General features: G+C 51.9%; 16 protein-coding genes and 2 pseudogenes. 9 read left to right on the top strand and 9 right to left on the bottom strand.

Annotation, left to right across the window (positions count from 1 at the left end):
- Positions 1-30: 30 nt before the first annotated feature.
- The 5 genes and pseudogenes from EYC87_RS11700 (at position 31) to katG (ending at position 4,247) form a co-directional block, all read left to right on the top strand.
- A complete protein-coding gene (locus EYC87_RS11700) occupies positions 31-228 on the top strand; it encodes a CPXCG motif-containing cysteine-rich protein (RefSeq protein ID WP_007228752.1) in 198 nt (65 codons plus the stop codon).
- Positions 229-474: 246 nt separating this feature from the next.
- Positions 475-615, top strand: a pseudogene (locus EYC87_RS19490) (transposase); the annotation flags it as partial.
- 28 nt (positions 616-643) lie between these two features.
- Positions 644-922, top strand: a pseudogene (locus tag EYC87_RS11695) (integrase core domain-containing protein); the annotation flags it as partial.
- A 168-nt stretch (positions 923-1,090) separates the two neighbouring features.
- Entirely contained in the window at positions 1,091-1,456 is a 366-nt protein-coding gene (locus EYC87_RS19485) for a winged helix-turn-helix domain-containing protein (protein WP_423243977.1), read from the top strand.
- Positions 1,457-2,093: 637 nt separating this feature from the next.
- Complete coding sequence (katG, locus tag EYC87_RS11690) at positions 2,094-4,247, top strand: catalase/peroxidase HPI (protein WP_279253371.1); 2,154 nt, start codon at positions 2,094-2,096, stop codon at positions 4,245-4,247.
- A 67-nt stretch (positions 4,248-4,314) separates the two neighbouring features.
- Here the strand turns inward: katG and EYC87_RS11685 are convergent, their stop codons facing one another.
- The 4 genes from EYC87_RS11685 to EYC87_RS11670 form a co-directional block, all read right to left on the bottom strand.
- The gene (locus EYC87_RS11685; protein ID WP_279253037.1) at positions 4,315-4,605 is read right to left on the bottom strand and encodes a hypothetical protein; all 291 of its coding nucleotides are present in this window, start codon (positions 4,603-4,605) and stop codon (positions 4,315-4,317) included.
- Positions 4,606-4,664: 59 nt separating this feature from the next.
- On the bottom strand, positions 4,665-6,788 hold the full coding sequence (locus EYC87_RS11680) for a S8 family serine peptidase (protein ID WP_279253036.1): 2,124 nt from the start codon (positions 6,786-6,788) through the stop codon (positions 4,665-4,667).
- Between the two features lie 401 nt (positions 6,789-7,189).
- Positions 7,190-7,621 (bottom strand): hypothetical protein, encoded by a 432-nt coding sequence (locus EYC87_RS11675; RefSeq protein ID WP_279253035.1) that lies wholly within the window; start codon positions 7,619-7,621, stop codon positions 7,190-7,192.
- 26 nt (positions 7,622-7,647) lie between these two features.
- On the bottom strand, positions 7,648-9,819 hold the full coding sequence (locus EYC87_RS11670) for a TIR domain-containing protein (RefSeq protein WP_279253034.1): 2,172 nt from the start codon (positions 9,817-9,819) through the stop codon (positions 7,648-7,650).
- Positions 9,820-10,360: 541 nt separating this feature from the next.
- Here EYC87_RS11670 and EYC87_RS11665 point away from each other — a divergent pair.
- The 3 genes from EYC87_RS11665 (at position 10,361) to EYC87_RS11655 (ending at position 15,828) form a co-directional block, all read left to right on the top strand.
- Complete coding sequence (locus EYC87_RS11665; protein ID WP_279253033.1) at positions 10,361-11,476, top strand: efflux RND transporter periplasmic adaptor subunit; 1,116 nt, start codon at positions 10,361-10,363, stop codon at positions 11,474-11,476.
- A complete protein-coding gene (locus tag EYC87_RS11660; protein ID WP_279253032.1) occupies positions 11,473-14,664 on the top strand; it encodes an efflux RND transporter permease subunit in 3,192 nt (1,063 codons plus the stop codon). Before EYC87_RS11665 ends, EYC87_RS11660 begins: the two co-directional genes overlap by 4 nt.
- A 150-nt stretch (positions 14,665-14,814) precedes the next feature.
- The gene (locus EYC87_RS11655; protein WP_279253031.1) at positions 14,815-15,828 is read left to right on the top strand and encodes a zinc-dependent alcohol dehydrogenase; all 1,014 of its coding nucleotides are present in this window, start codon (positions 14,815-14,817) and stop codon (positions 15,826-15,828) included.
- Between the two features lie 123 nt (positions 15,829-15,951).
- Here EYC87_RS11655 and EYC87_RS11650 read toward each other — a convergent pair whose 3' ends face one another.
- The 3 genes from EYC87_RS11650 to EYC87_RS11640 form a co-directional block, all read right to left on the bottom strand.
- Positions 15,952-16,968, bottom strand: a complete 1,017-nt coding sequence (locus EYC87_RS11650; protein WP_279253030.1) for an SDR family oxidoreductase — start codon at positions 16,966-16,968, stop codon at positions 15,952-15,954.
- A gap of 77 nt (positions 16,969-17,045) precedes the next feature.
- On the bottom strand, positions 17,046-17,756 hold the full coding sequence (locus tag EYC87_RS11645) for a hypothetical protein (RefSeq protein WP_279253029.1): 711 nt from the start codon (positions 17,754-17,756) through the stop codon (positions 17,046-17,048).
- Between the two features lie 174 nt (positions 17,757-17,930).
- Positions 17,931-19,205, bottom strand: coding sequence for a TAXI family TRAP transporter solute-binding subunit (locus EYC87_RS11640; RefSeq protein WP_279253028.1), 1,275 nt, complete (start codon positions 19,203-19,205; stop codon positions 17,931-17,933).
- A 409-nt stretch (positions 19,206-19,614) separates the two neighbouring features.
- On the opposite strand from EYC87_RS11640, the gene EYC87_RS11635 reads away from it, so the two are divergent.
- The gene (locus tag EYC87_RS11635) at positions 19,615-20,835 is read left to right on the top strand and encodes an aminotransferase class V-fold PLP-dependent enzyme (RefSeq protein ID WP_279253027.1); all 1,221 of its coding nucleotides are present in this window, start codon (positions 19,615-19,617) and stop codon (positions 20,833-20,835) included.
- Between the two features lie 138 nt (positions 20,836-20,973).
- Here EYC87_RS11635 and EYC87_RS11630 read toward each other — a convergent pair whose 3' ends face one another.
- Both EYC87_RS11630 and EYC87_RS11625 read right to left on the bottom strand, forming a co-directional pair.
- A complete protein-coding gene (locus EYC87_RS11630) occupies positions 20,974-21,846 on the bottom strand; it encodes an MBL fold metallo-hydrolase (protein WP_279253026.1) in 873 nt (290 codons plus the stop codon).
- Positions 21,847-22,180: 334 nt separating this feature from the next.
- A complete protein-coding gene (locus EYC87_RS11625; protein WP_007228937.1) occupies positions 22,181-22,774 on the bottom strand; it encodes a pyridoxamine 5'-phosphate oxidase family protein in 594 nt (197 codons plus the stop codon).
- Positions 22,775-23,117 lie beyond the last annotated feature (343 nt).

The raw sequence follows: 23,117 nt of genomic DNA, 5'->3' as shown, positions 1-23,117 counted from the left end.
ATCGGTGTTTTTGAGCGCGGTAATGAACTGATGCAATCACTAGAAGAACAGCTTATTAGCTGCCCCTATTGCGGTGAGCAGATAGAGGTCCTCATAGACCAGCAAGAGGTCGGTCATGAGTATGTTGAAGACTGCCAGGTGTGTTGTAAACCTATAATCGTTAGCGTGACATCAGATTCCATGGGCAATTTATTTGTGTCAGTGCGAGATGAAAACGAGTCCTATTAGCCAGGCAGAGACAGGTGTGCGCAGCACGCTGTCTTAGGTCGTCAGTCAAACTGTATAGTTGATCTTTCTGGTTTCTGGTTGTGCTTTTATTGAGTCACTCTTTAGCCTGTCGAATATGGTCAGGACTTGTCTTTATTGGATTACTTCGGCCCGTGCGCCGTCAAAGCATGAAGGACCAAATGGCCTGATTCACTAAGAGAGACTTCTGCTACTTTTAAACTAAAGCAGAGGAGTCCCATTATTAGCATGTCCAACACTGAGAAGGCGGTTAAAGATATCCGTCGCAAGACCCGCCGCAAGCTCTCCACTGATGAGAAGATCCGTATTGTCCTGGATGGCCTGCGGGGCGAGAGTTCGATCGCTGAACTGTGCCGCAAGGAAGGCATCAACCCCAAATTGAACACACCCGGGGGCGCCATATCACCCGATGACGCAGGGCAAGATCGAGCGCTATCACTGCTCAATGAAGAATGTGGTGAAGCTAGAGCATTACTACTTCCCGTGGGAATTGGAAAAGGCCATTGCCGAGTGGGTGGATCATTACAACCACGAGCGTTATCACGAGTCGCTGGACAACGTCACACCAGTCGACGTGTTTGAAGGCAGGCGTAACGAGATACTGGATCAACGCGCCCTGGTGAAAGCCAGTACCATGACGAAACGGAAAATACACAACCTGCGATTAGCAGGCTAAACTGGAGAAGCAACTGGCAGAAAAGTGTCTCTTAGAAAACGGGCCGATTGGTGACATATCCTTTGGCGACGCACAATCGTCGGTCTGGAGCTGGGAGCAGACGACTATATCCAGAAACCGTTTGACTTCAGAGAACTTCTGGCCAGGATACGGAACGTCCTGCGTCGTTTGGATCACGTCACTGAAAATTCTTCGGGGAGTGAGTCAGATGCCGGCCACCTGAAGGCCCATTTTGGAAATTGGCAACTGGATTGCCTCACTCAAGAAATCTCTGGTAAGGACAATTCCACGCCTGAGCTTACCAGTCACGAGTACTTCATTCTGCTTACGCTTTTAAAATCCAATAACCGTGTTCTTCCCAGGGACTTTCTGCTCAACGCTATTAGTAGTCGAAACTGGACACCGTATGATCGAAGTATCGACGTACTGGTGGGAAAACTCAGGAAAAAACTGCAGTGTGAAAACGGCGAGTATATAAAAACAATAAGAGGACAAGTTTATAAGTTTTGTTCGGCTGTCACATGGAGTAACTAGTTTTCTACAAATATTTACAGCCCCTACATATTAGACCTACACTTTAAGCTTAGTATTTTGCCAAGGAAGTAATCCGCGGCAAAAGGCTATAAATGTCGGATTCGATCAGTTCAGCTAAAAGACTCATGGTAGCAATGAGCATTTCGTTATTCATAGTAAGTCTACAAGGCTGTGCCCCAGGAAATTGGGCTAACTACAGCTACGGTCCCGGAGATTGGCTTACTATATTCAATCTATTTCAGGCTGTTATCGCTACGAGGGGTTGGATATAGAGGGTTTGTTTGCTGGCGTTTTAATAAAACCTATCACGATCATCAGATTTAACAATTATACATTGACGCCGACAAGCGATAGCGTGTGATAATAGGAAGTGGTCTATTGGTCAAAGTATGCGGATCAGGGACTACTGCCTCAACCAGTGTCGCAACGCGGTTACGTCAGAAGTCAGGCTTGGCTTAAGTCCAGCGACGGTGAGCGACATCACGCTGCAGCCGCAGCTCTCAAGAGAGACGCGATCATGAAAAATATAAAACTGTTAACGTTATCCGCTATCGCTGGAGCGCTGTGCTTCTGGGCCGTGCCCCAGTCACTCTTAGCAGAGGCGGCTGCCGTCAGCAAACCAGAGGCAGCCATTGGCATGGGTACAGTAGCGCCGGGGCAAGCTAAATCGAATCAGTTTTGGTGGCCAGACCAACTGGATCTATCGCCACTTCGCGACCAGGACGCGCGCTCCAACCCAGCAGGGGAGAGCTTTAGCTATGCGTCGGAGTTTTCAAAGCTTGACCTTGAAGAGGTTAAGAAAGATATCGACTCGGTGCTTACTGATTCTCAAGACTGGTGGCCTGCTGATTTTGGCAATTACGGACCTTTCTTCATCCGCATGACCTGGCACAGCGCCGGTACCTACCGCACCCTGGATGGGCGCGGCGGAGCCGATGGCGGTCAGCAGCGTTTTGAACCACTCAACAGCTGGCCTGATAACGGCAACCTCGACAAGGCGAGACGCCTGTTGTGGCCAGTGAAGCAGAAGTATGGCCATAGCCTGTCCTGGGCAGACCTGATGGTTTTAGCCGGTAACGTGGGCCTTGAAAATATGGGTTTCGAGACCTACGGCTTCGCCGGCGGTCGAGCGGACGACTGGGAGCCCGACATGGTTTACTGGGGTCCTGAGGTAGAGATGCTGGCGAGTGATCGTCGCGATGACAATGGCAAACTGCAACGCCCGCTGGGCGCTACCCATATGGGCTTGATTTACGTGAATCCTGAGGGACCAATGGGCAAACCTGACCCTGTCGCATCGGCCCAGAACATTCGCATTGCGTTTGGCCGCATGGCCATGAACGACGAAGAAACTGTGGCCTTGATAGCAGGCGGTCATACCTTCGGTAAAATGCACGGTGCTCGCAAACCGGCTGACTGTGTTGGCGCGGAACCGGCCGCAGCGCCTGTTGAGGCCCAGGGCCTGGGCTGGAAGAATAAGTGTGGTAAAGGACACTCAGAGGATACCACCACCAGTGGACTAGAGGGTGCATGGACGCAGGCCCCCACACAGTGGACAACGCTTTATCTTTCAAACTTATTGAATTTTGAGTGGCAACAGACTCGCAGCCCGGCGGGTGCAATTCAGTGGATACCCACAGACGAATCATTGCATAGCGCTGTGCCCGATGCGCATGTGGACGGTAAATTCAATGCGCCGGTGATGACCACAGCCGATCTTGCGCTGAAGTTCGATCCTGAATACCGCAAAGTCACCGAACGGTTCTTGGCTAACCCGGACGATTACCAGGAGGCGTTCGCCAAAGCGTGGTACAAATTGACACATCGTGACATGGGACCACGCATCCGTTACCTGGGTGATCAGGTGCCGACAGAAACCATGATATGGCAGGACCCGATTCCGACTGGAGCAGGTAAATTAATTAGTAGCCGCGAGATCAAAAAGCTGAAGAAAAAAGTTCTGGACTCCGGGCTGACTACGTCTGAATTAGTGAGGACCGCTTGGGCATCAGCATCAAGCTTCCGTGCCAGTGACATGCGTGGCGGAGCGAATGGCGCGCGTGTCGCGCTGGCTCCACAAAAAAATTGGGAAGCCAATAACCCGCAGGAACTCGCTAAAGCGTTAACTGTGCTGCGCGCTGTGCAGCAGGATTTTAATCAGTCCAATAGACGTAAGGTATCTTTAGCCGACGTTATCGTGTTGGGCGGAGCAGCTGCGATTGAGAAGGCTGCAGATGATGGTGGCGTCAAACTGGAGGTGGCTTTCGCACCAGGCCGTGGCGATGCAAGCCAGATCCAGACTGACGTGGCGTCATTCGCTTTGCTGGAGCCGACCGCCGATGCATTTCGAAATTACTTCAGCGTGGAACGATCCTATCGCTCTCCAGCAGAGATGTTGGTTGATCGAGCGGATCAACTTGCCCTCACTGTGCCAGAAATGACGGCGCTGGTTGGTGGCCTGCGTGTTTTAAACGCCAACTATGACGGTGGTCAGAATGGAGTGTTTACCGACAATCCGGGCCGTTTGAGTAACGACTTCTTCGTTAATCTTTTGGACATGTCTACCCAGTGGCGAAAATCAGACAGTCCTGGCATTTACCAGGGAATCGATCGAAAAACGGGTGTTGTGAAGTACACCGCTACACCTGTGGATTTAATTTTTGGATCGAACTCAGAATTGCGCGCTGTTGCTGAGGCTTATGCATTTGATGATGCTAACGCAACATTTGTGAGCGATTTTGTCGATGCCTGGGTGAAAGTGATGCAGGCTGATCGTTATGATCTTCAATAAACAAGCTGGGTATAAATTGCTGGCGAGGCGCATCACGTTCAACTTTGTTATGGAGACGAGTGGAACTTTAGGTAAGCAGTCTTCGATCCTGAAATGACCATAGATGGGGCGCGCAGTAACTGAGGCCCATCGCCACGACGACGCCATAAATAACTGCGGCACCGGCGACCAATGCAGGCCCTACCAGGGCACCGCTGCCTCTCATCACAGAGCATGGCATACTGATAAGCCAATCGGCCGGAACGACAAAGAATACCAACGAGGCGCAGCGTTTTGCAGCCCCAATCACTCCGGGGACGACCCGACAAAACATCGCGGACCCGAGTGGGGCGTCTACCAGTGACGAAGCGTTGTTCATTAATACAAGACTCGACAAAAAAAACCGGCGTAAGCCGGTTTTAACAGAAAATCCTGGCCTTACCAGATGATGGTAATCGGATCGCCCGAACTCGGGGAGAAGACCATGGTCCCGCTCTTCTTACGTTGCTGATTGCTTTGGCAGGTGGTGCCGCCATTGCAATTTGCGCCGTTGTCAAAGCTGCCCCATACGCCATCGGGTGATGACACTACGGCATACCAGTTCCGGCCTGCGTTGTAGGTCGCAACGGTGTAGTCGCTACCACCGCCACCTCCTCCATCAGTCACTGTCACGTATTCCGACTGGCTGTTGGTCTGGCCAGTAGTATCGGTGACTGTCAGTGTGACCAGATAGGTATCGGGCTCAGCATAAGTATGGATAGGGCTGCCTTGGGTGCTGCTATTACTATCACCAAAGTTCCAGGCGCGAGTAGCAATGCCGACATCATCGAAACTGTTATCAGTGAACTCGCAAGTCAGTAATGCGCAGCTCTGTGAGAAACTGGCTGTGGGAGGGTTGTCGCCACCGCCACCGCCACCGCCACCGCCGCAACTACTATTCTGCTCCAGCCAAACGCTGGCCGCCTTTGCCTGGACGATGCCGTATCCATGATAAAGGTCTTTACCTGGCGCTCCAGCGTCTTGAGCCGATTGTTTCAACGCATTACGAATGTCTTCTCCGGTGCAGCTGGCGTGCTGAGACCATACTAATGCCGCCACACCCGCTACTGCCGGCGTCGCCATTGACGTACCGCTCATATATCCAAAGTCGACAGCGCCTATGGTAATGGCCGCATTGGTAGCCCCAAATACAGCAGGCCTGTCGCTTTGTGCAGCCCCCACGGCGGGAATGGAGGTGTCATTAGCGTCGCCCAGAGTTGCCGAGAGTGCTCCGGGCTCATTGTTGACAATGATAGCGCCAACGCCTCCTGACTCCTCGCAATTATACACTTTGTCGTAAAAGGAAATGCTGCCTCTGTCTATTGCGCAGATTTTTCCGTCCGCACCTGGATCTTGACTATCACCGATCCCGAAACCGTAAACTGCAGCTTCCGCAGCACCCTGGTTTTCCATAGCGGTTACCGCCAGTGAAGTGCCGTCCAATGAGGCAATCGCGACCGATGCTCCACCGGCAGGGTAAGTCGACAAGGTATTGACGCCTCCTGCTGAGATTTCTACACAGATACCGTCCTTGACGACCGTGGTGCGTTTTTTACCGCGGCCGGTAGTCTGGGTGCAGGTGGGATACTGGGAGAACGATGCAATATTGTTGTCAGCATCATTGGCGCCAACCATCATTACCGACTCGTAACCGGCTGGATAGGAAACAACATTGTTGCCGTCATTGCCTGCGGCTGCCAACACCAGGCCACCATCTGCCGCAAAATTATCAAACGCGTTCCTTTCCGCGTTATTGCTGCCGCCGCCACCCAAGCTCATTGATATTATATTTGCACCCGCCGCTGTACATTTTTGTGCAGCGTAAGCCAGGTCAGAGGAGTAGCCCCAACCTGCAGCGTTAAAAACTTTGATGATGTGCAATGGCACACCCGGGGCCATCCCGATAACCCCCACCGTATTGTTCGCTGCAGCGATTGTGCCGGCAACATGGGTGCCATGTGGGCCGCCGTCGCTGCCCCAATAACCGGTGCCAGAGTCACTATCGCCTGTAATGACAGTCCAGTCGAAATCGCTATTAAGGCCGCCTGTCTCGCCCTGGGAAAATGCGATTCCCGAGTCGATGACGCAAACCTTTTGAGACATGAGGTCCCCTGAACTGAGTTCGCTTTGCAGTTGATCTGCCTGGGACTGGATAATAGCGTAGGGAATCACCTGGGAGGTCATCGGGTTAGCACCCACATCAACAAATCCCATTGGAAAGCGTCTGAAGTCTTCTTCAATACTGATGACATGCGGATTATTCACTAGACCACGAACATCATTTAAAGAGCGGCCCGGGAACTCGGCAGCGAAAAAACCTCTCGCTTCCAGTTTTAGTCTGCCGCCTGCTCGTTTTGAGAGTGCTTTGACCAGGCCTTTGTTGGCCTCATCTACCTGAATGATGAACCGGCTGTCATCTGCGTTTGCCGACATAACCATCATCGAGCATAAAAAAGCGGCTGTGAGTTGATACAGGGAATTAACAAATTGGGTTTGGGTAATTGGTCTTTTGATGTGTTTCATTGCTTGAGCCTTTGGGGTTTTAATTCGGTCTCATCGCACCTTCGGTGGCGCTTCCAAGACACAGTCCTCAAATGAATGTCTTCGAACCGACTTTTCCCTAAGCTCGGCAGTAGACTTTGTTCACTGCTTTAAGTGTACGCCGAGTTGCAAAATGCGCTAGTTATTTAGTGAGAAAATTGTCGCCTTGTAAATTGCGTAATGAAACGCAATTTGCGAATAAGTGCACCTCACCGCCTGATGTAAACAGCACGCTGAGCTACGTCAGGTCATTTTGCCAAAATTGCCCCTGCTGGGCTGCACGAGGCACCGCAGCAGTAACGCATGGCAGGTGCTGAGAACTTGAGGGGCCTGGCTACCGCGGAGGGCGCTGCCCCTGAAAGCGAACCTTAAAATCTGTTGACTCAGGTGAGGAAAAAGCGCGGGTCGAAGGGCTTTGCTTTGCAGTCTTGACCCTCGATCGTGTACTTGTACTCCACTCCTGTAGGCGCATCGGACGAAATCTTGGGAGACTTTCTGAAGCCTTTACCATTTGACTTCAGGTGCCCATTTTTGAACGGATCAAAAAATATCCAGTAGTCTGCTTTGATAGGTTCTTCGGCTGAGTTGATTGACTGCCAAAGAATGCGCTGGTCGGCCGCCTTACTGATGTTGACGCCTGAACTGGGGCGCACCTCCACAGGACAATTCTCGCTATCGAAAACGATATTGACAGGAATATTCGCCACAGAGGCTGCCGACTTTTGCTGTGCGCAGCCTGTTAGCCCAATGCAGGCTACTGCCAATAGGGCGGTCGCACAACACTTGCTTTGCAAGGTATTAAAATCCATTTTCATATTTTTCTCCGAAGATAAACACTTATTTATCGCACAGTGTTTTGCTTACTGCGCAATTGCTCTCGCAATGGCTGTAATCCAATATCCGCATCGAGCATGAATTGGGGGTAACCCAGTGCCAATGCCTCATCAGCAGCCTGCTGTGCGCGATCCAACTCATTGAGCGTGGAGAGCGTGATGGCAGAAAAATAATAGACGTAGATATCTTTTTGCGCCAATTCCAGAGCCAACTTCACATTTTTCAGAGCTTCTTCATCGCGACCCAGCCTTGCGAGGTAGTGGCCAATCAGGCTTAAGGTAATGGCATCTGATGGGTTAATGCGCAAGTTTTCTTCAGCGAGTTCATAGGCGCGCAAATAGACACGAGCGCGTTCATCGTCAGGCGCCCCAGCCGCCATCAGCGCATCCCCGTAGTTGCCCCACATTTCAAAGTGTTTGGGTGCCAAGTTCAGACCTTTGCGATACATTGCTGCAGCTTCATCAAAGCGCTGGAGGAAAAAGTAGCTGGCTCCCAGGTTGGCATAAATATCGACTGTAGGTGTGCGGGCAATTGCCTGCTCCCAGGCTTCTGCCGCGTCTTCAAAGCGTCCGGTGAGAAAAAATGCCGAGCCAAGATTATTAGCGGCTGCGCCACTTTCAGGCAGCAGGCTATCGATACGCTCAAAGTAAGAAATGGCCTCTTCAACGCGTCCAATATTAACCAGGTACTTGCCCATGGCCATGGAAACAGACCAATTATTGGGTTGCAGTTCGATCGCCCTGACCAGCGTTTGCTCAGCCAGCGCAAGTTTGCCTGCGGCGGCGAATGTTTGGGAAAGCCCTACATAGGCGTCGACTCCAGACGTGTTCAGTGAAATAGCCTCATTGAACTCTCGCTCTGCCAGCGCATATTGACCTGAACCTCGATAGAGATTGCCAAGTGCCACATGGACGGTAGGCGCGCGACTATCCAGGGTTTGCGCCTGCAGACAGGCATCCTCTGAAGCGGCAAAACGGCTGGCATCCATATCCACCAGGTACCAGAGCAACAGCGTGTCACAGAGCCCGGCATAGGCATCAGCGTAGTCCGGTGCAATTTCCAATGCGCGCTGAAACATCAGTTCAGCCCTGGATAGCGTCTCGTCATCGTGGGGTTGACGCAGGTAGTCCCTGCCGCGTAGATAGCGATCGTAGGCGTCAGGATCAAGACTGACTTTGCGGGCCAACACACCTTTGGACGAGCTCGACAGCACGATCTCCAGCTTCTTGACCACTTCCCCCGCAATTTCATCCTGAAGAGTAAAGATATTGGACATGTCCCGGTCGTAGGAGTCTGACCAGATGTGGAATCCTTTCTCCGCATCGATGAGCTGTGCAGTCACTCGAACCCTATCCCCGTCGAAACGCACGCTGCCTTCCAGCACATGACGAACGCCTAGATGACGCGCGATGGTAGGTATATCCACCGTCCTATCTTTGAAGTAAAAAGAGGAGGTTCTGGCAGAGACATTAAGCTCCCGCAGATTCGCCAGCAGGTTTAAAATTTCTTCTGCCAGTCCATCACCAAAATAGCCCATATCCTTATCGTCGCTAAAGTTGGTAAAAGGCATGACCGCTATCGACGCTTGGTCCACCTGGCTTGATTCCGCTGCTGCTTGCGAAGCTTCGCCGATCTCACCGCTGCCGGGTTTGAAGTACAAGGCCGCTATACCCCCTAAGACCAGTAAGGTGAGAGCAAGGGCGAACGGAGTAATGAATGATTTCTTCTCACGACGACGACGCCCTGCAGACGACTCACCAGCCAACTTCCCTTTCGCTGCTGCCTCTAGGTGTTGGGCATATAAGATATCTGAATCTCGGTAAATTGCCTGAACGCCGCCCAGTGCTAGTGCAAATTCGGCAGGCAGTTTACAGTCCTCCAGAAAAATCGGGACGATATCAATGGACTCATCCAGAGCGAAACGCACTTCCTTCATACAATGTTCGGAGGTAAGCGACCGAGGCGATATAAAGAACAACAGACGGCGCGACCTCCTTAAAGACTCTGCGATTTCTGCTCGCCAGGAGGTGCCGCCCGGGATGCCTTCGTCGTACCAGACATTCACACCTCGTTCTTTGAGAGATACCAAATCGGTGTAAACAACGGTGCTATCACGATGGGCGTAACAGATAAACACATAGGGGTCATGCCCCCGATAGGCTGAAAATGGCTTTTCCACGCTAAAGCCTAGAGCGAGCTGTGCAAATTCATGGGGGTAAAATGAGGCCCTTTGCTACGGTTGATTTTGTGTGATCCTGACATTCAGTGCCCTGACTGTGGAGTGGCCCGTTGAGAGAAACAAGACTGCAGCTAAAGAATAACACCTAATGTCTGTCAGCTGGCAGCCGCTATCTTTATTTGGCGCCTTTAGTCCGGGAGAAGGAGTGCAGCTTTTTTAGCATTATTCAGAAATATTGCTTCTTTTTCCCTGTTGAGTGGAGTTTTAAGGCTAAATTTTGGCATAAAAGCCCTTCAAGTGGGATAAAATGACGTTTTTCTTATGAAAAATAGCCGGTAGTCACAGCAGACTGGCTTTATTTACGCGTCATGTGCTCACAAGTGATGGCGAAGAGCCGTCTATTTTTTGCCTCCACGGATTCTCATGGGCGCAACACAGAGACTTAGCACGCGGGGTAGTCTAATCGCCCTGGTACTGCGTATATCTGTTGAAGCTTTCAATGACGAGGGCTTGACGCGGTATCTCACACAGGTTGTAAGTAATGTCGAAAAATTTTGTTTCCGCCGGAATCGTAATTGCAGTCCTCGCTGTCTGGCTTGGGTCGGGCAGCCTGCGAGAAGGCGATAGCACGCAGCTTGAGGACAGAAGCCGCGACGGCGTTCGAGCTGCTGGCGAGATATTGCCAGACGAGACTCGAGAGCGAGTGCGCGTAACATTGCTGGACGCACAAGCACGAACGCGAAGTCTGACTCTCAGAGGCAGGACAGACAGTGAGCGAACGGTCGATGTAAAAGCAGAGATCACCGGTCAGGTTGTTGCTCGACCGGTTGACCGAGGCATGCAAGTGGAGAAGGGCGACCTGCTTTGCGAAATTGCAGTTGACGACAGGGCTGTGACCCTGCAAGAAGCTCGCGCAGCTTTTGAGACTGCGAAGATCGAGCACCAGGGGAGCCTGCGACTGAAAACCAAGGGTCTGTTGTCTGATGTCGCCATTGCTAATTCCGCTGCCAAGCAGGAAGCTGCAGCTGCGCATCTGCATCGGCAAGAATTGAATCTCGCCCGCACCCAGGTAGTCGCGCCGTTTTCTGGTGTGGTGGAAGATCTGCACATGAACGCTGGCGACTACGCAGTGCCGGGCGCTCCATGTGCAACGCTGATTGATTTGGATCCGATGCTCGTTTTGGCGCACGTCACCGAAGCTGAAGTCGATAGTTTGACGCAGGGGCAGCTAGTAACAGGCACCACGACAACCGGACGCAGCATAGAGGGGCGAGTTACGTTTGTAGCTCGTCAAAGCGACGAGGTCACGCGCACCTACCCAGTCGAGATCACGGTAGCGAACGAGGACTACGGCATTCGGTCTGGTCTCACCGTAACGCTCCTTATTGAAGTAGATCGGGTCGCCGCTCATCAAGTTGCGCCGTCATTGCTGACCTTGAATGACGCAGGCGACGTCGGCTTGCGAATTCTGGATTCGGCAAATAGAGTAGCCTTCAGGGCCGTCGAAATCCTGGAGGATGGCGCGGATGGTATGTGGGTGACAGGGCTTCCGGGCACTGTCAACCTGATCACCGTGGGTCAAGAATACGTTGCGCTTGGCGATATCGTGGAGCCAGTTTTTGGTAGTTCAGGCAAGCGTCTAATCGTGAGTCGATGAACGCCCTGATCGCCGCCGCTTTCAGTCGCACGCGCACCACGCTGTCACTGTTTGCAGTGCTAGTGCTGGCCGGCATCATGGCGCGCATAGCGTTACCCATTGCTAATGATCCGCACGTTGAATTGCCCCTTTTTTACGTCGGTGTGGTCCACGACGGTATCTCCCCGGATGACGCCGAACGGTTGCTGGTGCAGCCTATGGAAGCCGAGCTGCGCAAGCTCGAGGGCGTAGTAGAGCTGAAGTCTACTGCCGCGGAGGGTATGGCGTCCTTTTTTGTTGAATTTGATGTATCACAAGATCTCGGCAGAGCCGTGGCCGAGGTCCGAGAGGCGGTCAACCGGGCCAGAGCCGAAATCCCGGCAACTGCTGAGGAGCCGTTTGTCGAAGAGTTGACCGCCGACGCCTTCCCCATGCTGCAAGTGAATTTCATCAAGGGCACCACCAGCGAGCGCGAGGTTTATCAGGCAGCGTTAAAGCTGCGCGATGAAATCGAATCTATACCCTCTGTGCTGAGTGCCGATCTACAGGGCCAAAGGGAAGAAGTGCTAGAAGTCGTTATTAACCCCGACGCCCTCAACACCTATCGCATCTCCTCGGAGCAGTTAATCACAACCCTGCAGCGTAACAATCGCCTGATTCCAGCGGGCAGCGTCGATCTTGACGATGGTAGGTTTGCCGTTAAAGTCCCTGCCGTTGTTGAATCGTCCGACGACGTGCTGAGTATTCCTATCCGCACCTCTGGAGAAGCTGCTGTCACGCTGAAGGATGTTGCAACCGTGCGCAGAACCTTCAAGGACCGCGCCAGTCATGCGCGTTATAACGGACGTGAAACTATTTCAATTGACGTTAGAAAACGTGCCAATGCTAACGTCATTGACAGCGTAGCGCAGGTATTGAAAAGCGTAGACGCGACCAGGGCCAGCCTCCCGGCAGGAATGGAGCTGATCGTGTCACAAAACCAGGCGGAATTCGCCATGGTTCAAGTGCGCGAGTTGGAGGGCAACATTCTGACTGCACTTGCGCTGGTGATGGTGCTGGTGGTTGCTGCTATGGGCTTCCGTAGTGGGTTAGTTGTAGGGCTTGGTATTCCGTTCTCTCTATTATTTTCTGTCATCGTAATTTATTTGTTGGGTTATACCTTCAATTTCATGGTGATGTTTGGCATGTTACTGGGGCTGGGCATGTTGATTGACGGTGGTATTGTTGTCACCGAGTACGCCAACAGAATGATGGCCGAGGGGTGGGACCATCGCGAGGCCTATGCGGAATCTGTGAAACGCATGTTTTGGCCGGTGACTGCGTCCACCGCCACCACACTTGCGGCTTTTTTACCGATGTTGTTTTGGCCTGGTGTGTCGGGCCAATTTATGGGTTACCTCCCCGTTACCGTTTTCACGGTGCTTATAGGGTCACTTTTTTACGCGTTGCTATTTGGCCCTGTATTGGGTTCATTGTTGGGAAGGCCCTCTGCGCAAAGTGCGCGCGCACTTCGCGACCAGACTCAATTGGAAAGCGGTGATCCGACTCAGCTAAAAACATTTACTGGATACTTTGCCCGTTTGCTAACCGTCGTATGCGCTCGCCCCGGGTTTACGATGGTCGTGGTGCTGGGACTGCTTGGCAGCATCTTCTGGGCTTATGGCAAGTTTGGCATAGGCACGATTTTCTTTTCCGATGCCGACCCGCAATTTATTCAGGTGTCGGTTCTGGGTCGCGGGAATTTTTCGGCGCGTGAAACTAATAAGCTGGTGCTGGAAGTAGAGAGTGAAATTCTCGAGATACCGGGCATTCGTTTTGTCAATACGCAGACGATGCTACCAGGCGTTACTAATGGCTTAGGACGCAGCAGCTCCGATCAGATTGGATCTATTTTCTTGGAGCTGTATCCAGAGGCTCAAAGAGATCTGAAGGGTAATGATGTCATGCGTCAGGTGCGTGAACGCACTGCACATCTGGCCGGGATAAGAGTCGAAATAGCGCCTTTAGAAAAAGGCCCTCCTGTTGGCAAGCCGATTCAGATCGAACTGACCTCGCGAGACCGCCCGTTACTGGAGCCGGCAATGGCTCGAGTGCGCGCCTATCTCGATACGCTCCCTGAACTGGTGGACATTGATGATACAGCGGCATTACCGTCGATAGAATGGCGGGTCGAAGTCGACCGAACTCAAGCGGCGCTTTACGGAGCGGATGTATCTGCCGCCGGTCTCGCCGTACAGTTGGTTACCAATGGCGTCAAGGTCGCAGAATATCGGCCGGACGATGCTGATGATTCGCTGGATATCCGGGTTCGCTACCCACGGGAGGAGCGTGGCATGAAGGCCATTGAGGAGCTCCGGCTCAGTACTGACCAGGGGATGATACCGCTTAGCAATTTTGTAGAGATTGTGCCTGCTCCAGGAGTAGATTCATTCAAACGCATTGATGGCATTCCTGTTGAATTGATTCGAGCAGATGTTCAGGAGGGCGTCATGGCGGATGCCATGGTCAGTGAAATCGACGACTGGCTGCAGCAGCAGGCGTTCGACCCCGCCGTTTCTATCCGGTTTAGAGGTGCCAATGAGGAGCAGGCGGACTCAATGGCCTTTGTGTCTGCCGCATTCAGCCTTGCGCTTGCGCTGATGTTTATCTTACTCGTCACGCAATTTAATAACTTCTATCAGAGCACGCTCATACTGGCGGCTGTAGTCATGTCCACCGCCGGCGTTTTGCTCGGCCTGCTGGTATTGGGGAACCCCTTTAGCGCTCTTCTTACCGGCGTTGGTATTCTGGCTCTAGCCGGTATTGTGGTAAACAACAACATCATTCTGATCGATACGTTCAACCATATGGCTCGTTTGCATCCCGAACTGGACAGCAGGACCCTGATCGTGAGGGCAACCGCACAGAGACTGAGGCCAGTCCTGCTCACCACGGTGACCACTGTCTGTGGCCTCCTGCCACTAGCGTGTGGCTACTCGGTCGACTTGCTTTCGCGCACGATTACGGCAGAGGGTGAAATGGCTATTTTTTGGGGCCCTTTGTCTCAGGCGATAGTGTTCGGCTTGACGTTTGCGACGGTGCTGACGCTGGTTGCGACGCCCGCTATGCTGGCGCTACCACTGGCGATTAAAGACACGCTAAAAAGGCTACGGAGCACGCTTGCAAAGGGCGATACCAGCATATCGAAACGCTTGCCAACAGGCGGGTGAGGGCGCTGCAAGGAGAGCAGCTCGGTCGGCAGAAAGGTTCCAGATAAAACCGTCAGAGGTTCTATTGCAAAGTCAAGACAGCGCTCAGTTGCGGTCGCATGTGGCGGCTTATACTATTTTCGTTGAGGATTAGGCAGGGAAGGTGATCACATGAAAGCGGCGGTGTTTCAGTCAGGAGGCGGGATTGGCGTCCTCACCCAGCAGCGGCCTGAACCAGGGCCGGGTCAGGTTCGATTGGGCATCACAGCTGCAGGAATTTGCGGTTCAGATCTGCACATCAAACATGGCGCGCTCGGCGACCCCGCCGGTATCCAACCCGGTCATGAGATAGCTGGCATCGTCGATGCCGTTGGAGATGGTGTCAGCATCACAACGGGCACCCATGTTGCCGTTGAACCCATTGTCGCTTGTAACAGCTGTCACTTTTGCTCCACTGCGCGCGGCAACCTGTGTGCTGACCATGAGTTTATTGGCATTGCGCTACCGGGCGGCCTTACTGAATATATTCTCGTACCCGAAAGTTTGCTCTATCGGTTGCCGCAGAATCTCAACAAAAGCAGTGCCGCGTTGAGCGAGCCCATGGCAGTCTGTGTTCGCGGTGCGCGGATCGCCCAAGTGGGTATTGGTGATCGTGTCGCAATTATTGGCGCTGGTTCCATCGGTCTTTTGAGTATCCTCGCTGCAAAACAGGCTGGGGCTGGAGAGGTTTTGATCACCGCTCGCCACCCACACCAGCAGGAACTTGCCTTGGCACTGGGCGCTGATAAGGTCTTCCAGAGTGCGGAGCATTTGTTGTCAGAGATCGGTGATCAACATGCAGATATCGTCATTGAGACTGTTGGCGGTGAAGGCAATACTTTGGATGAAGCGGTACGAATCACGCGGTCGGGTGGCCGGATTTCCGTGCTGGGCTTGTTTCAGGGTTCACCCGCGATCCCGGGTATGGCCTTTTTTCAAAAGGAACTCACAATCGCCGCGTCGAATTGCTATAGTCGCGAGTCTACGTTGAGTGACTTTTATCTGGGTACGCAGCTTGTCACCCAACACGCCGATCTCACCACACCACTGGTGACCCATACATTTAGTCTTGACGAGGTCGATCAGGCTTTCGCCGTTGCCGAGGACAAATCAACGCGGTCTATCAAGGTGCAGATTCATTATTGAACCGGCCTGGTGCGTCATCGCTGCTTTAGAGATATGAATTCGCTTCCTCGTGCCGATGCGCCAAAATGCCGGCGCGATGCCCCCGCTCCTCTGCACAAGCTCCCGGAGCCATCAGCAGATTTTCTATGAGGTCAGTTTTTCTGACACGTCCCAAAGTTGAGCGGCTAGCTCCTCGTTGTACATGTGCTCACTGGCCAGCGCTGGATTGCTGTCGGCGAAATACTGCCCGCTTATGTTGGCCGGTGCTGGATGTGCGGCCAGATAGGCCTGGGTAGCGGCTCCCTGCGGCGTAGTTTTGTCGTAAATATCCTCATCTTTTTTGTCGTCCTCTCTTGGTGCCAAATGACGGCCAAGGTTGGTTTTAATGACGCCAGGATGTAGCGAGTTTGCAGTAATGCCCGTGCCATCAAGGCGACGGGACAATTCAGCCGCAAACAAACCGTTGGCAAGTTTGGATTGCCCGTAGGCCGCCCAGGGGGCATAAGATTTTGATCCATCCAGATTGTCGAATTCGATACCCGTTTCAGGGGCTAGAAAATGTGCACAACTGCTGAGGATTACAATTCTGGCATTCTTTGCCTTGCTGACGGCAGGCATTAAATTGTTGGTGAATAGAAAGTGGCCGAGATGGTTTACGGCGAACTGTGCTTCCAGGCCGTTCACCAACTTCATTTCTGGAAGCGCCATGATGCCAGCGTTACACATCAAGACGTCCAGCGGAATATTCAAGGCATTAATAGAGTCCGTACAGGCATGAATAGACTCGTAACTTCCCAGTTCCAGCACAACCGGCGTCGTTTTTCCGGCAATACTGGCGCAAGCTTTTTCTGCTTTTTCCGCAGTCCGAGCGGTACCGATCACATGAGCGCCCCTAGAAGCCAATACTCGCATTGTCTCGTAACCTAGTCCGGAGTTGCAGCCTGTGATGACAACGTTGATGCCGTTAAGGTCCAAACCTGCGGTCACTTGCTCGGCAGTGCTCTCTATTCCGAAGGGCCCCCTGGGAAGGTCGCCCGGAGGATTTGGTTGAGGGCCGCGACATGGACTTCCATAGGCCCATGCCGTTGGAAACACAGCCGCGGCTACAGCAGACTGAATAAAAAGACGTCGATTAAAGCCTGGAGAGAATGATTTGCTCATCGGATGATTCTCCTGAAGATTAGCAGCAAGTATAGAACAATTTACCAACCTGGTATTGCCGAGTTAAGCCGGCGCAATCACAACTTTCGGGCCGCGCGCTTTAAAGCGCTAATGATCAGTACCGAGCCAGACAGTGCGAAAATGGCGGTCAGCACAGAAAAAATACGCAGGAACCAGTTGTTGAAATCCTCTCCTTCAGAGTAATCCATGATGTGCAGGCGCCAGAGCGCGTCAAACACCACCCAATAGTCGTTGCGCACGGTGAGATAACGGCCAGTGGCACCGTCAAAATATAACCGGGTACCCGGACTGTCGTCGTAGCTTACCTGCCAGACATCTTTTCTGCCGTACAACTCGTCGACCAGTCCCATAACGTAAGGCTCGGGTTGCTGTAATCTCAGGGTTGAACGATGCTCGCCATTTCCTCGGTAAATTGATCGAGCATAGGCTGTAACTGAATCGGGCGATGGTGGCTTTATTGATTGCCCGTCTGCCAAGCGCAGCCAATGAATCGATTCGTCGGCGCGAACCTCCAGCAGTAACCCCTGGCTGCTATTATGACTTTTGATCTCGCTGATACTGTCCATTTCAGCCAGCGGGCCGCGAATATCCGTTTGCCAGTTGCTGGGAAAGGGAGGGTTGAGAGGAAGATCAACTGCCGCGCCTCCCTTGACTAGAGAGTTAAAAGGCACGAGAGAAAACACCACTCCACCAGCAATCCACAGCATGACCTGAATGAAAACGATATAGCCCGCAATGCGATGGACTTTTCGGGCAGTGCGTATCATAGTTTTTACTTCCTGTATTTTGGTTTTTTCGACAGCGATAGATTTCGACCCGCGTCTCTGATCAGTGTGTCTGTAAACGCCACCAGTTTTCTGGTGACGTCAATAGCGGAAATGCTGGCGGGCTGTGGATCAGGTTGCAGCGTGAGTCGAACATTATAATATTGCCATGACACTCTAGCCCAGAGCATCTCTGACTCGCTTGAGCACTGATCCGATATGTCCCTTGAGGGCATAAAGCATTGTTGAATAGGTGATCGGAACTTTCAGGCCTGTGACTTTTTGCTCCAGATTTTCCAGACGCTCTAGATGCGTTTTCAGTTCAGCCTCAGTGATATTTCCAATACTGCGATCTATCTGCCTTAACTCACTGTAAACTCGATAAAACTGGTGGCGCATGATCCAGTGAAAGGCAGACGGCAATAGTTTAAACATCGGGTAAGCGATGCCGAGCAAGGGAATAGCAGCGGCGATCAGCTGCATGAAGAGCACCGCAACGGGATAAGGCAGAAGGCGCAGCAGCAGAGGTCTACCATCTGCGTAATAAGCTTTTGCACTATCGCTTAAAATAATCAGTTGATCTCTGGCTTGGGGGAATACACCCGCTTGATGAAATAGGTCAGGTTTAGCGTGAATGCGTTCCGCAGCCTCCAGGACCAGGCTTTGGGTAATTGGATGTAGGTCTTTGTTAACTCCGAGCATCGCCGTAAATGCCAGCAGGCGAGTATCACTGGAAGGTATATTAAGAGCCAGGTCACCGACACCAGCTGGTACGGTCAGTTTGGTGAGTTCGGGAAATAATGCGACGTAGGCATCTGCTCGTTCGAAATCGACTAGCACGGTGTTTCGGCTGGATAGTAATTGCTTGATAACCGGTGAAATTGAGTTACCGGTAATGAATAGTGTGTCCAGCTTACCTTGTTTTAACTGCTGGGCGGCGGTGGTGGGATCAAGTTCAAAGAGGTTAAGGTCGCTTGTTGCCAAGCCGTTAAGTTCAAACAGCTTCCTTGATGCAGAGTTTGAACGACTTTTGCTCGGGCCAATTGATATGCGGGTGCGACGAAGCGAGTCAAGATTCCCCTCCAGAAGGTCATTGTCCTGGGTAAATACCCATAGCGGCTCGAAGAACATTGCGCCAAGGGACCGAAGGTTAACCGCATCCTGAGCAGCAGGGTATCCCATAGTGAGGAAGCCAATATCGGCTTCCCCGCTTTTCAACAGCTCAAGGTTTTCTAGTGCCCCGCCTGAGGCCAATAATTGAACTTCGACGCCGCTCTCTCTCAATGTTTTTCGGTATGATCGTCCCATTTCCTCGTAGGCACTGCCGGCCGTTCCAGTGGCCAGTATCAGTGTTTTCGGGGGCGTTGGATCCAATAGACGAAAGCTCAAATACACGCTGATCGCGGTTATCAACAGAGCGATCGCGGATAGCAATACTGTAACTCGATTCAATTTTATTTACCTCGTTCCTGCGCCAATGACGGACGGAGCGAAATTACGTTTAGCGGGCCTTTGAACTGTAGTTTAACTTCACCAGGTCACGTGAATCCAATGAACAGCTCTTAAACCCGCTTAAATCTTGTGAGCGAGTTAGACGCAGCCAAAAATCATACATTAAAGTCTACTCACAGTCGAAAGCGAAGCCAAAAGAGGCGAGATAAACAGCGCGACCTTTTTATCTGCGACTTCTCTATCTCGACGGACCCATCATGTGATAAGAAGTTAATGTGTCATGACCTAATTTGTGTATAAATGTTGAACAGGATCGCAGGCTCAATACCAGATATGCAGTTCTGTGGTGTAATGCGATAAATCAAAACGCAACTCGAGAAGATAGAATCTTTATGATCGGAGTGGCTTTATGCTTGATATAGACTTTGTGCGGGCTCAGTTTCCTGCATTTTCAGAACCATCCCTAAAAGGCCGCGCTTTTTTTGAAAATGCGGGAGGTTCTTACCCTTGCCGCCAAGTGACCGAACGTCTGGATCGGTTTTATCGATCTCGCAAAGTTCAGCCTTATTATGGTTTTGAAGCATCAAAACTCGGTGGTGAGGAAATGGATGAAGCGCGCAGCGGTCTGTCTGCGATGCTAGGTGTGGACGCGTCTGAGCTGAGTTTTGGACCGTCTACCACGCAAAATACCTACGTGTTATCACAGGCGTTTCGGCAAATGCTTGAAGTCGGTGATGCAATTATTGTAACGAATCAAGATCACGAGGCTAACTCCGGGCCTTGGCGACGGCTTGCGGATGCAGGCATTGAGATCAGGGAGTGGTGCGTCGATCCGGACTCCGGTAGCCTGGAGATCGAAGCATTGGAACAACTTCTTGATCAACGCGTTAAATTGGTGTGCTTTCCACACTGCTCAAACATTGTGGCAGAGATTAACCCCGTGCAAACTATCACCCAATTGATACGAGAGGCGGGCGCAGTCAGCTGCGTTGATGGCGTGTCCTATGCGCCCCATGGTTTACCTAACGTTTGCGACCTGGGCGCTGACATTTACCTGTTTTCCACCTACAAAACTTACGGTCCTCATCAAGGAGTCATGGTGGTACGAGAGCCGCTTGCGCAGCGCCTGCCCAATCAAGGTCACTATTTTAATGGTGGTGATCTCACCAAGAAATTTACCCCCGCTGGACCAGATCATGCGCAAATCGCGGCCTGTGCCGGGATCAGTGATTACCTGAATAGTATTGCTGCACATCATGGTTGTGATGCGCAAAGCCCTCATGCCAAAGCACAATTTGTGCATGACCTTTTCAGGGCCCATGAGCGGGAATTACTGCAGCCGCTGTTGGATTATGTCATGTCGAAAGATAAGCTACGCTTGTTAGGGCCATGTGACGCGGAGCATCGAGCGCCGACTGTTGCGGTTGCTCTGTCAGTCCCGGGCCAACAAGCGGCGGCAGAACTTGCGCTCCACGGGATCATGGCAGGAGATGGCGATTTTTATGGCGGTCGTATCATCGAGGCAATGGGTGAGCGACCTGAGCACGGTTTGCTTAGGCTTAGTTTCGTTCACTACACCAGCGAGAACGAAATAACACAATTGCTTCGCGCACTGGATGCGGTGTTGTAATTGAACGCTTTTTGACTTTATTACAGAGAGAAATAAGGTGCTGCGAGCACCGTATTAAAATCATTTGCGGATGAACAGAAGAACCGACGCCGGCCTGATTTTTACTGGCTAGGTATATTGATTGCCAGCGGTTTCAGGTTATGGCCACCACCGATCCATTGGCGGAACTGCACTGGGGTATACGTATTGCCCGAGTTTTGGGGTGAGTAAGTGCACTCCCTCATTCTGCGCGGCTTTGTGAACACGCCGAATAGGGTCATACCAGGAATGCATGGCAAGATTGAACATGCCCCAATGGATAGGCACCATAGTATTGCCCCTCAAATCGCGATGTGCCTGCACAGCTTCCTCAGGAAATTGATGGATTAAACCCCAGGACTTATTGTAAGCGCCGTTTTCCAGAAAGGTGAGGTCAAATGGTCCGAGCCGGTTACCAATCGCCTTGTAGTGAGGCCCATAGCCAGAGTCGCCACTGAAAAATACCCGCTTGCCATAGTGGTCAACAGACCAAGACGACCACAGTGTTTTGTTACGATCAAACAAGCCGCGGCCGGAGAAATGCTGTGCAGGCGTGGCGGTAAATTTTGTGCCATCAATAGTGATGGACTGCCACCAGTCCAGTTCAGTTATCCGACTGCTATCGATGCCCCAGGATTCAAGATGGGCTCCTACGCCCAATGGCACCAGAAAATTAACCGGGAGGCTTTTAAGCTGTTTTATCGTCGGTCTGTCCAAATGATCATAATGGTTGTGTGAAATCAGAATCAGGTCTATGCCACCAATAGCTTCAAGGTCGACCGCCGGAGGTTGAAATCTCGTCACAGTGAATGGTACTGGTGACGCATTGCTCGAAAAAATTGGGTCAAACAACACGCGCGTACCACCGAGATCCAGCATTATTGTTGAATGTCCAAACCAGATGAAGCCCAGTCCATCGCCAGGTGCAGCGAGCTCAGTGTCAGTGGGTTGCATCTCTGGTAGTTTTTCGCCGGGTATGCGCTCATTTTTCAAAAAGAAAAAGTCCCACGCTGAACCCGCCGATGAATTTTCTGATGTACTGATAGGAGTCACGGGCGAGTTTTCGAAACGGTCTGTCGCGGTATTCCACTGATTTGAATCTTGGTTGTTCTGCGTTGTGTTTGGTGCGCAACTGACCAGAGCTGTGAGCGCGAGCGCTACTAAAACAGCAAGAGAAGCAGTCCGACTATTGCGCACTGCTGCATTGAAACATTGGGATATCATATTTTCCGGGTGATCGGACATTGGAGCTTGCGCCATGTTCGTGTAACCGCCATAAGCGCTCGCCGGACTGTCTTCTGCATGCAGAACCTTATCTAAGGCAATACTAGTCCAGTGCCCGAGCCTTGCGCTCTTGATCAATGCGAGCCGTGTCGCTCGCCAACCTTTCTCCAAGTTCGGTGTCGTCAACCGTTCCTGCCATATGGCGTTCGGCAAGTCCGGCGTTGTACATAATGCGTTTTTCGGGTGTAACCGCTAGCAAAATCCGTAGCGGGGAATCCAGCAGGCTGTAAAAAGCGGCTTCACCTTCTGGGCTGCCGCGGTTGAGCTTGCGAGAAAGCGCTGTGTACAGCCATTCTTTTGTTGCTCTGTCCTCGAAGAATTCACCGCGCCCCTTAAACGTGATCGCGCCTCGGGGCAACGATGGGTCAGCACCTTCTGGATAGCTGGCGCTGCTGATGTTAACTGATACCCGGTTGTCCCGTCGTATAGCCGCAGCGCGGTGCCTCTGCGCGGTGAATGTTAGCCAGACCTTACCTTCGTGCCAGACGAAGGCGTGGGTGACCCCTATGGGCCAACCATCTTTAGTGGACCACATAAGGACTGCCTCAACCGCATTGGTCATCAATTGCTCCGTCTCTTCCTCGGTAAACGGATAGATGGAGACAACTTCATGATCTTTGGTCTGTACCTTGGTCATATTATTTTCCTTGCTTGCGACTGACGTTTTGACGGGTATCGCCAAAGCCGTGCAATTATTTCGACAAAGTCGTTATGCTGTTTTTTGCGGGGGCTTCCTGACTGCTTAAGCTGATTGGCTTCTTTATAGTTGTAGCAACTTTATATCATCCAGAATCGGTTTACTAACGCTAACTACTGTCAATTAGCGCTATGCGTTGATTGCAATCTGCGAGGGACAAAAAATGAAGTAATGACGCCCGTTTAAGTGTTTTGTTGTATACCCCGTTGTATAGTGCCTAACGGACTAAGATATCCGCAGGTACAGATTTGCACCTGTAATAGCATGTCACTGCATTGACTGG

It is taken from the genome of Candidatus Seongchinamella marina, assembly GCF_026262685.1.
Taxonomy (GTDB): Bacteria; Pseudomonadota; Gammaproteobacteria; order Pseudomonadales; family Halieaceae; genus Halioglobus; species Halioglobus marinus.
This window is presented reverse-complemented; position numbering and strand designations above follow the sequence as displayed.

Bases quoted from the DNA above. Each gene is read 5' to 3' on its own strand.
- EYC87_RS11700 (WP_007228752.1), top strand. From the start codon at position 31: ATGCAATCACTAGAAGAACAGCTTATTAGCTGCCCCTATTGCGGTGAG.
- katG (WP_279253371.1), top strand. From the start codon at position 2,094: ATGGGTACAGTAGCGCCGGGGCAAGCTAAATCGAATCAGTTTTGGTGG.
- EYC87_RS11685 (WP_279253037.1), bottom strand. From the start codon at position 4,605: ATGAACAACGCTTCGTCACTGGTAGACGCCCCACTCGGGTCCGCGATG.
- EYC87_RS11680 (WP_279253036.1), bottom strand. From the start codon at position 6,788: ATGAAACACATCAAAAGACCAATTACCCAAACCCAATTTGTTAATTCC.
- EYC87_RS11675 (WP_279253035.1), bottom strand. From the start codon at position 7,621: ATGAAAATGGATTTTAATACCTTGCAAAGCAAGTGTTGTGCGACCGCC.
- EYC87_RS11665 (WP_279253033.1), top strand. From the start codon at position 10,361: ATGTCGAAAAATTTTGTTTCCGCCGGAATCGTAATTGCAGTCCTCGCT.
- EYC87_RS11660 (WP_279253032.1), top strand. From the start codon at position 11,473: ATGAACGCCCTGATCGCCGCCGCTTTCAGTCGCACGCGCACCACGCTG.
- EYC87_RS11655 (WP_279253031.1), top strand. From the start codon at position 14,815: ATGAAAGCGGCGGTGTTTCAGTCAGGAGGCGGGATTGGCGTCCTCACC.
- EYC87_RS11650 (WP_279253030.1), bottom strand. From the start codon at position 16,968: ATGAGCAAATCATTCTCTCCAGGCTTTAATCGACGTCTTTTTATTCAG.
- EYC87_RS11645 (WP_279253029.1), bottom strand. From the start codon at position 17,756: ATGATACGCACTGCCCGAAAAGTCCATCGCATTGCGGGCTATATCGTT.
- EYC87_RS11635 (WP_279253027.1), top strand. From the start codon at position 19,615: ATGCTTGATATAGACTTTGTGCGGGCTCAGTTTCCTGCATTTTCAGAA.
- EYC87_RS11625 (WP_007228937.1), bottom strand. From the start codon at position 22,774: ATGACCAAGGTACAGACCAAAGATCATGAAGTTGTCTCCATCTATCCG.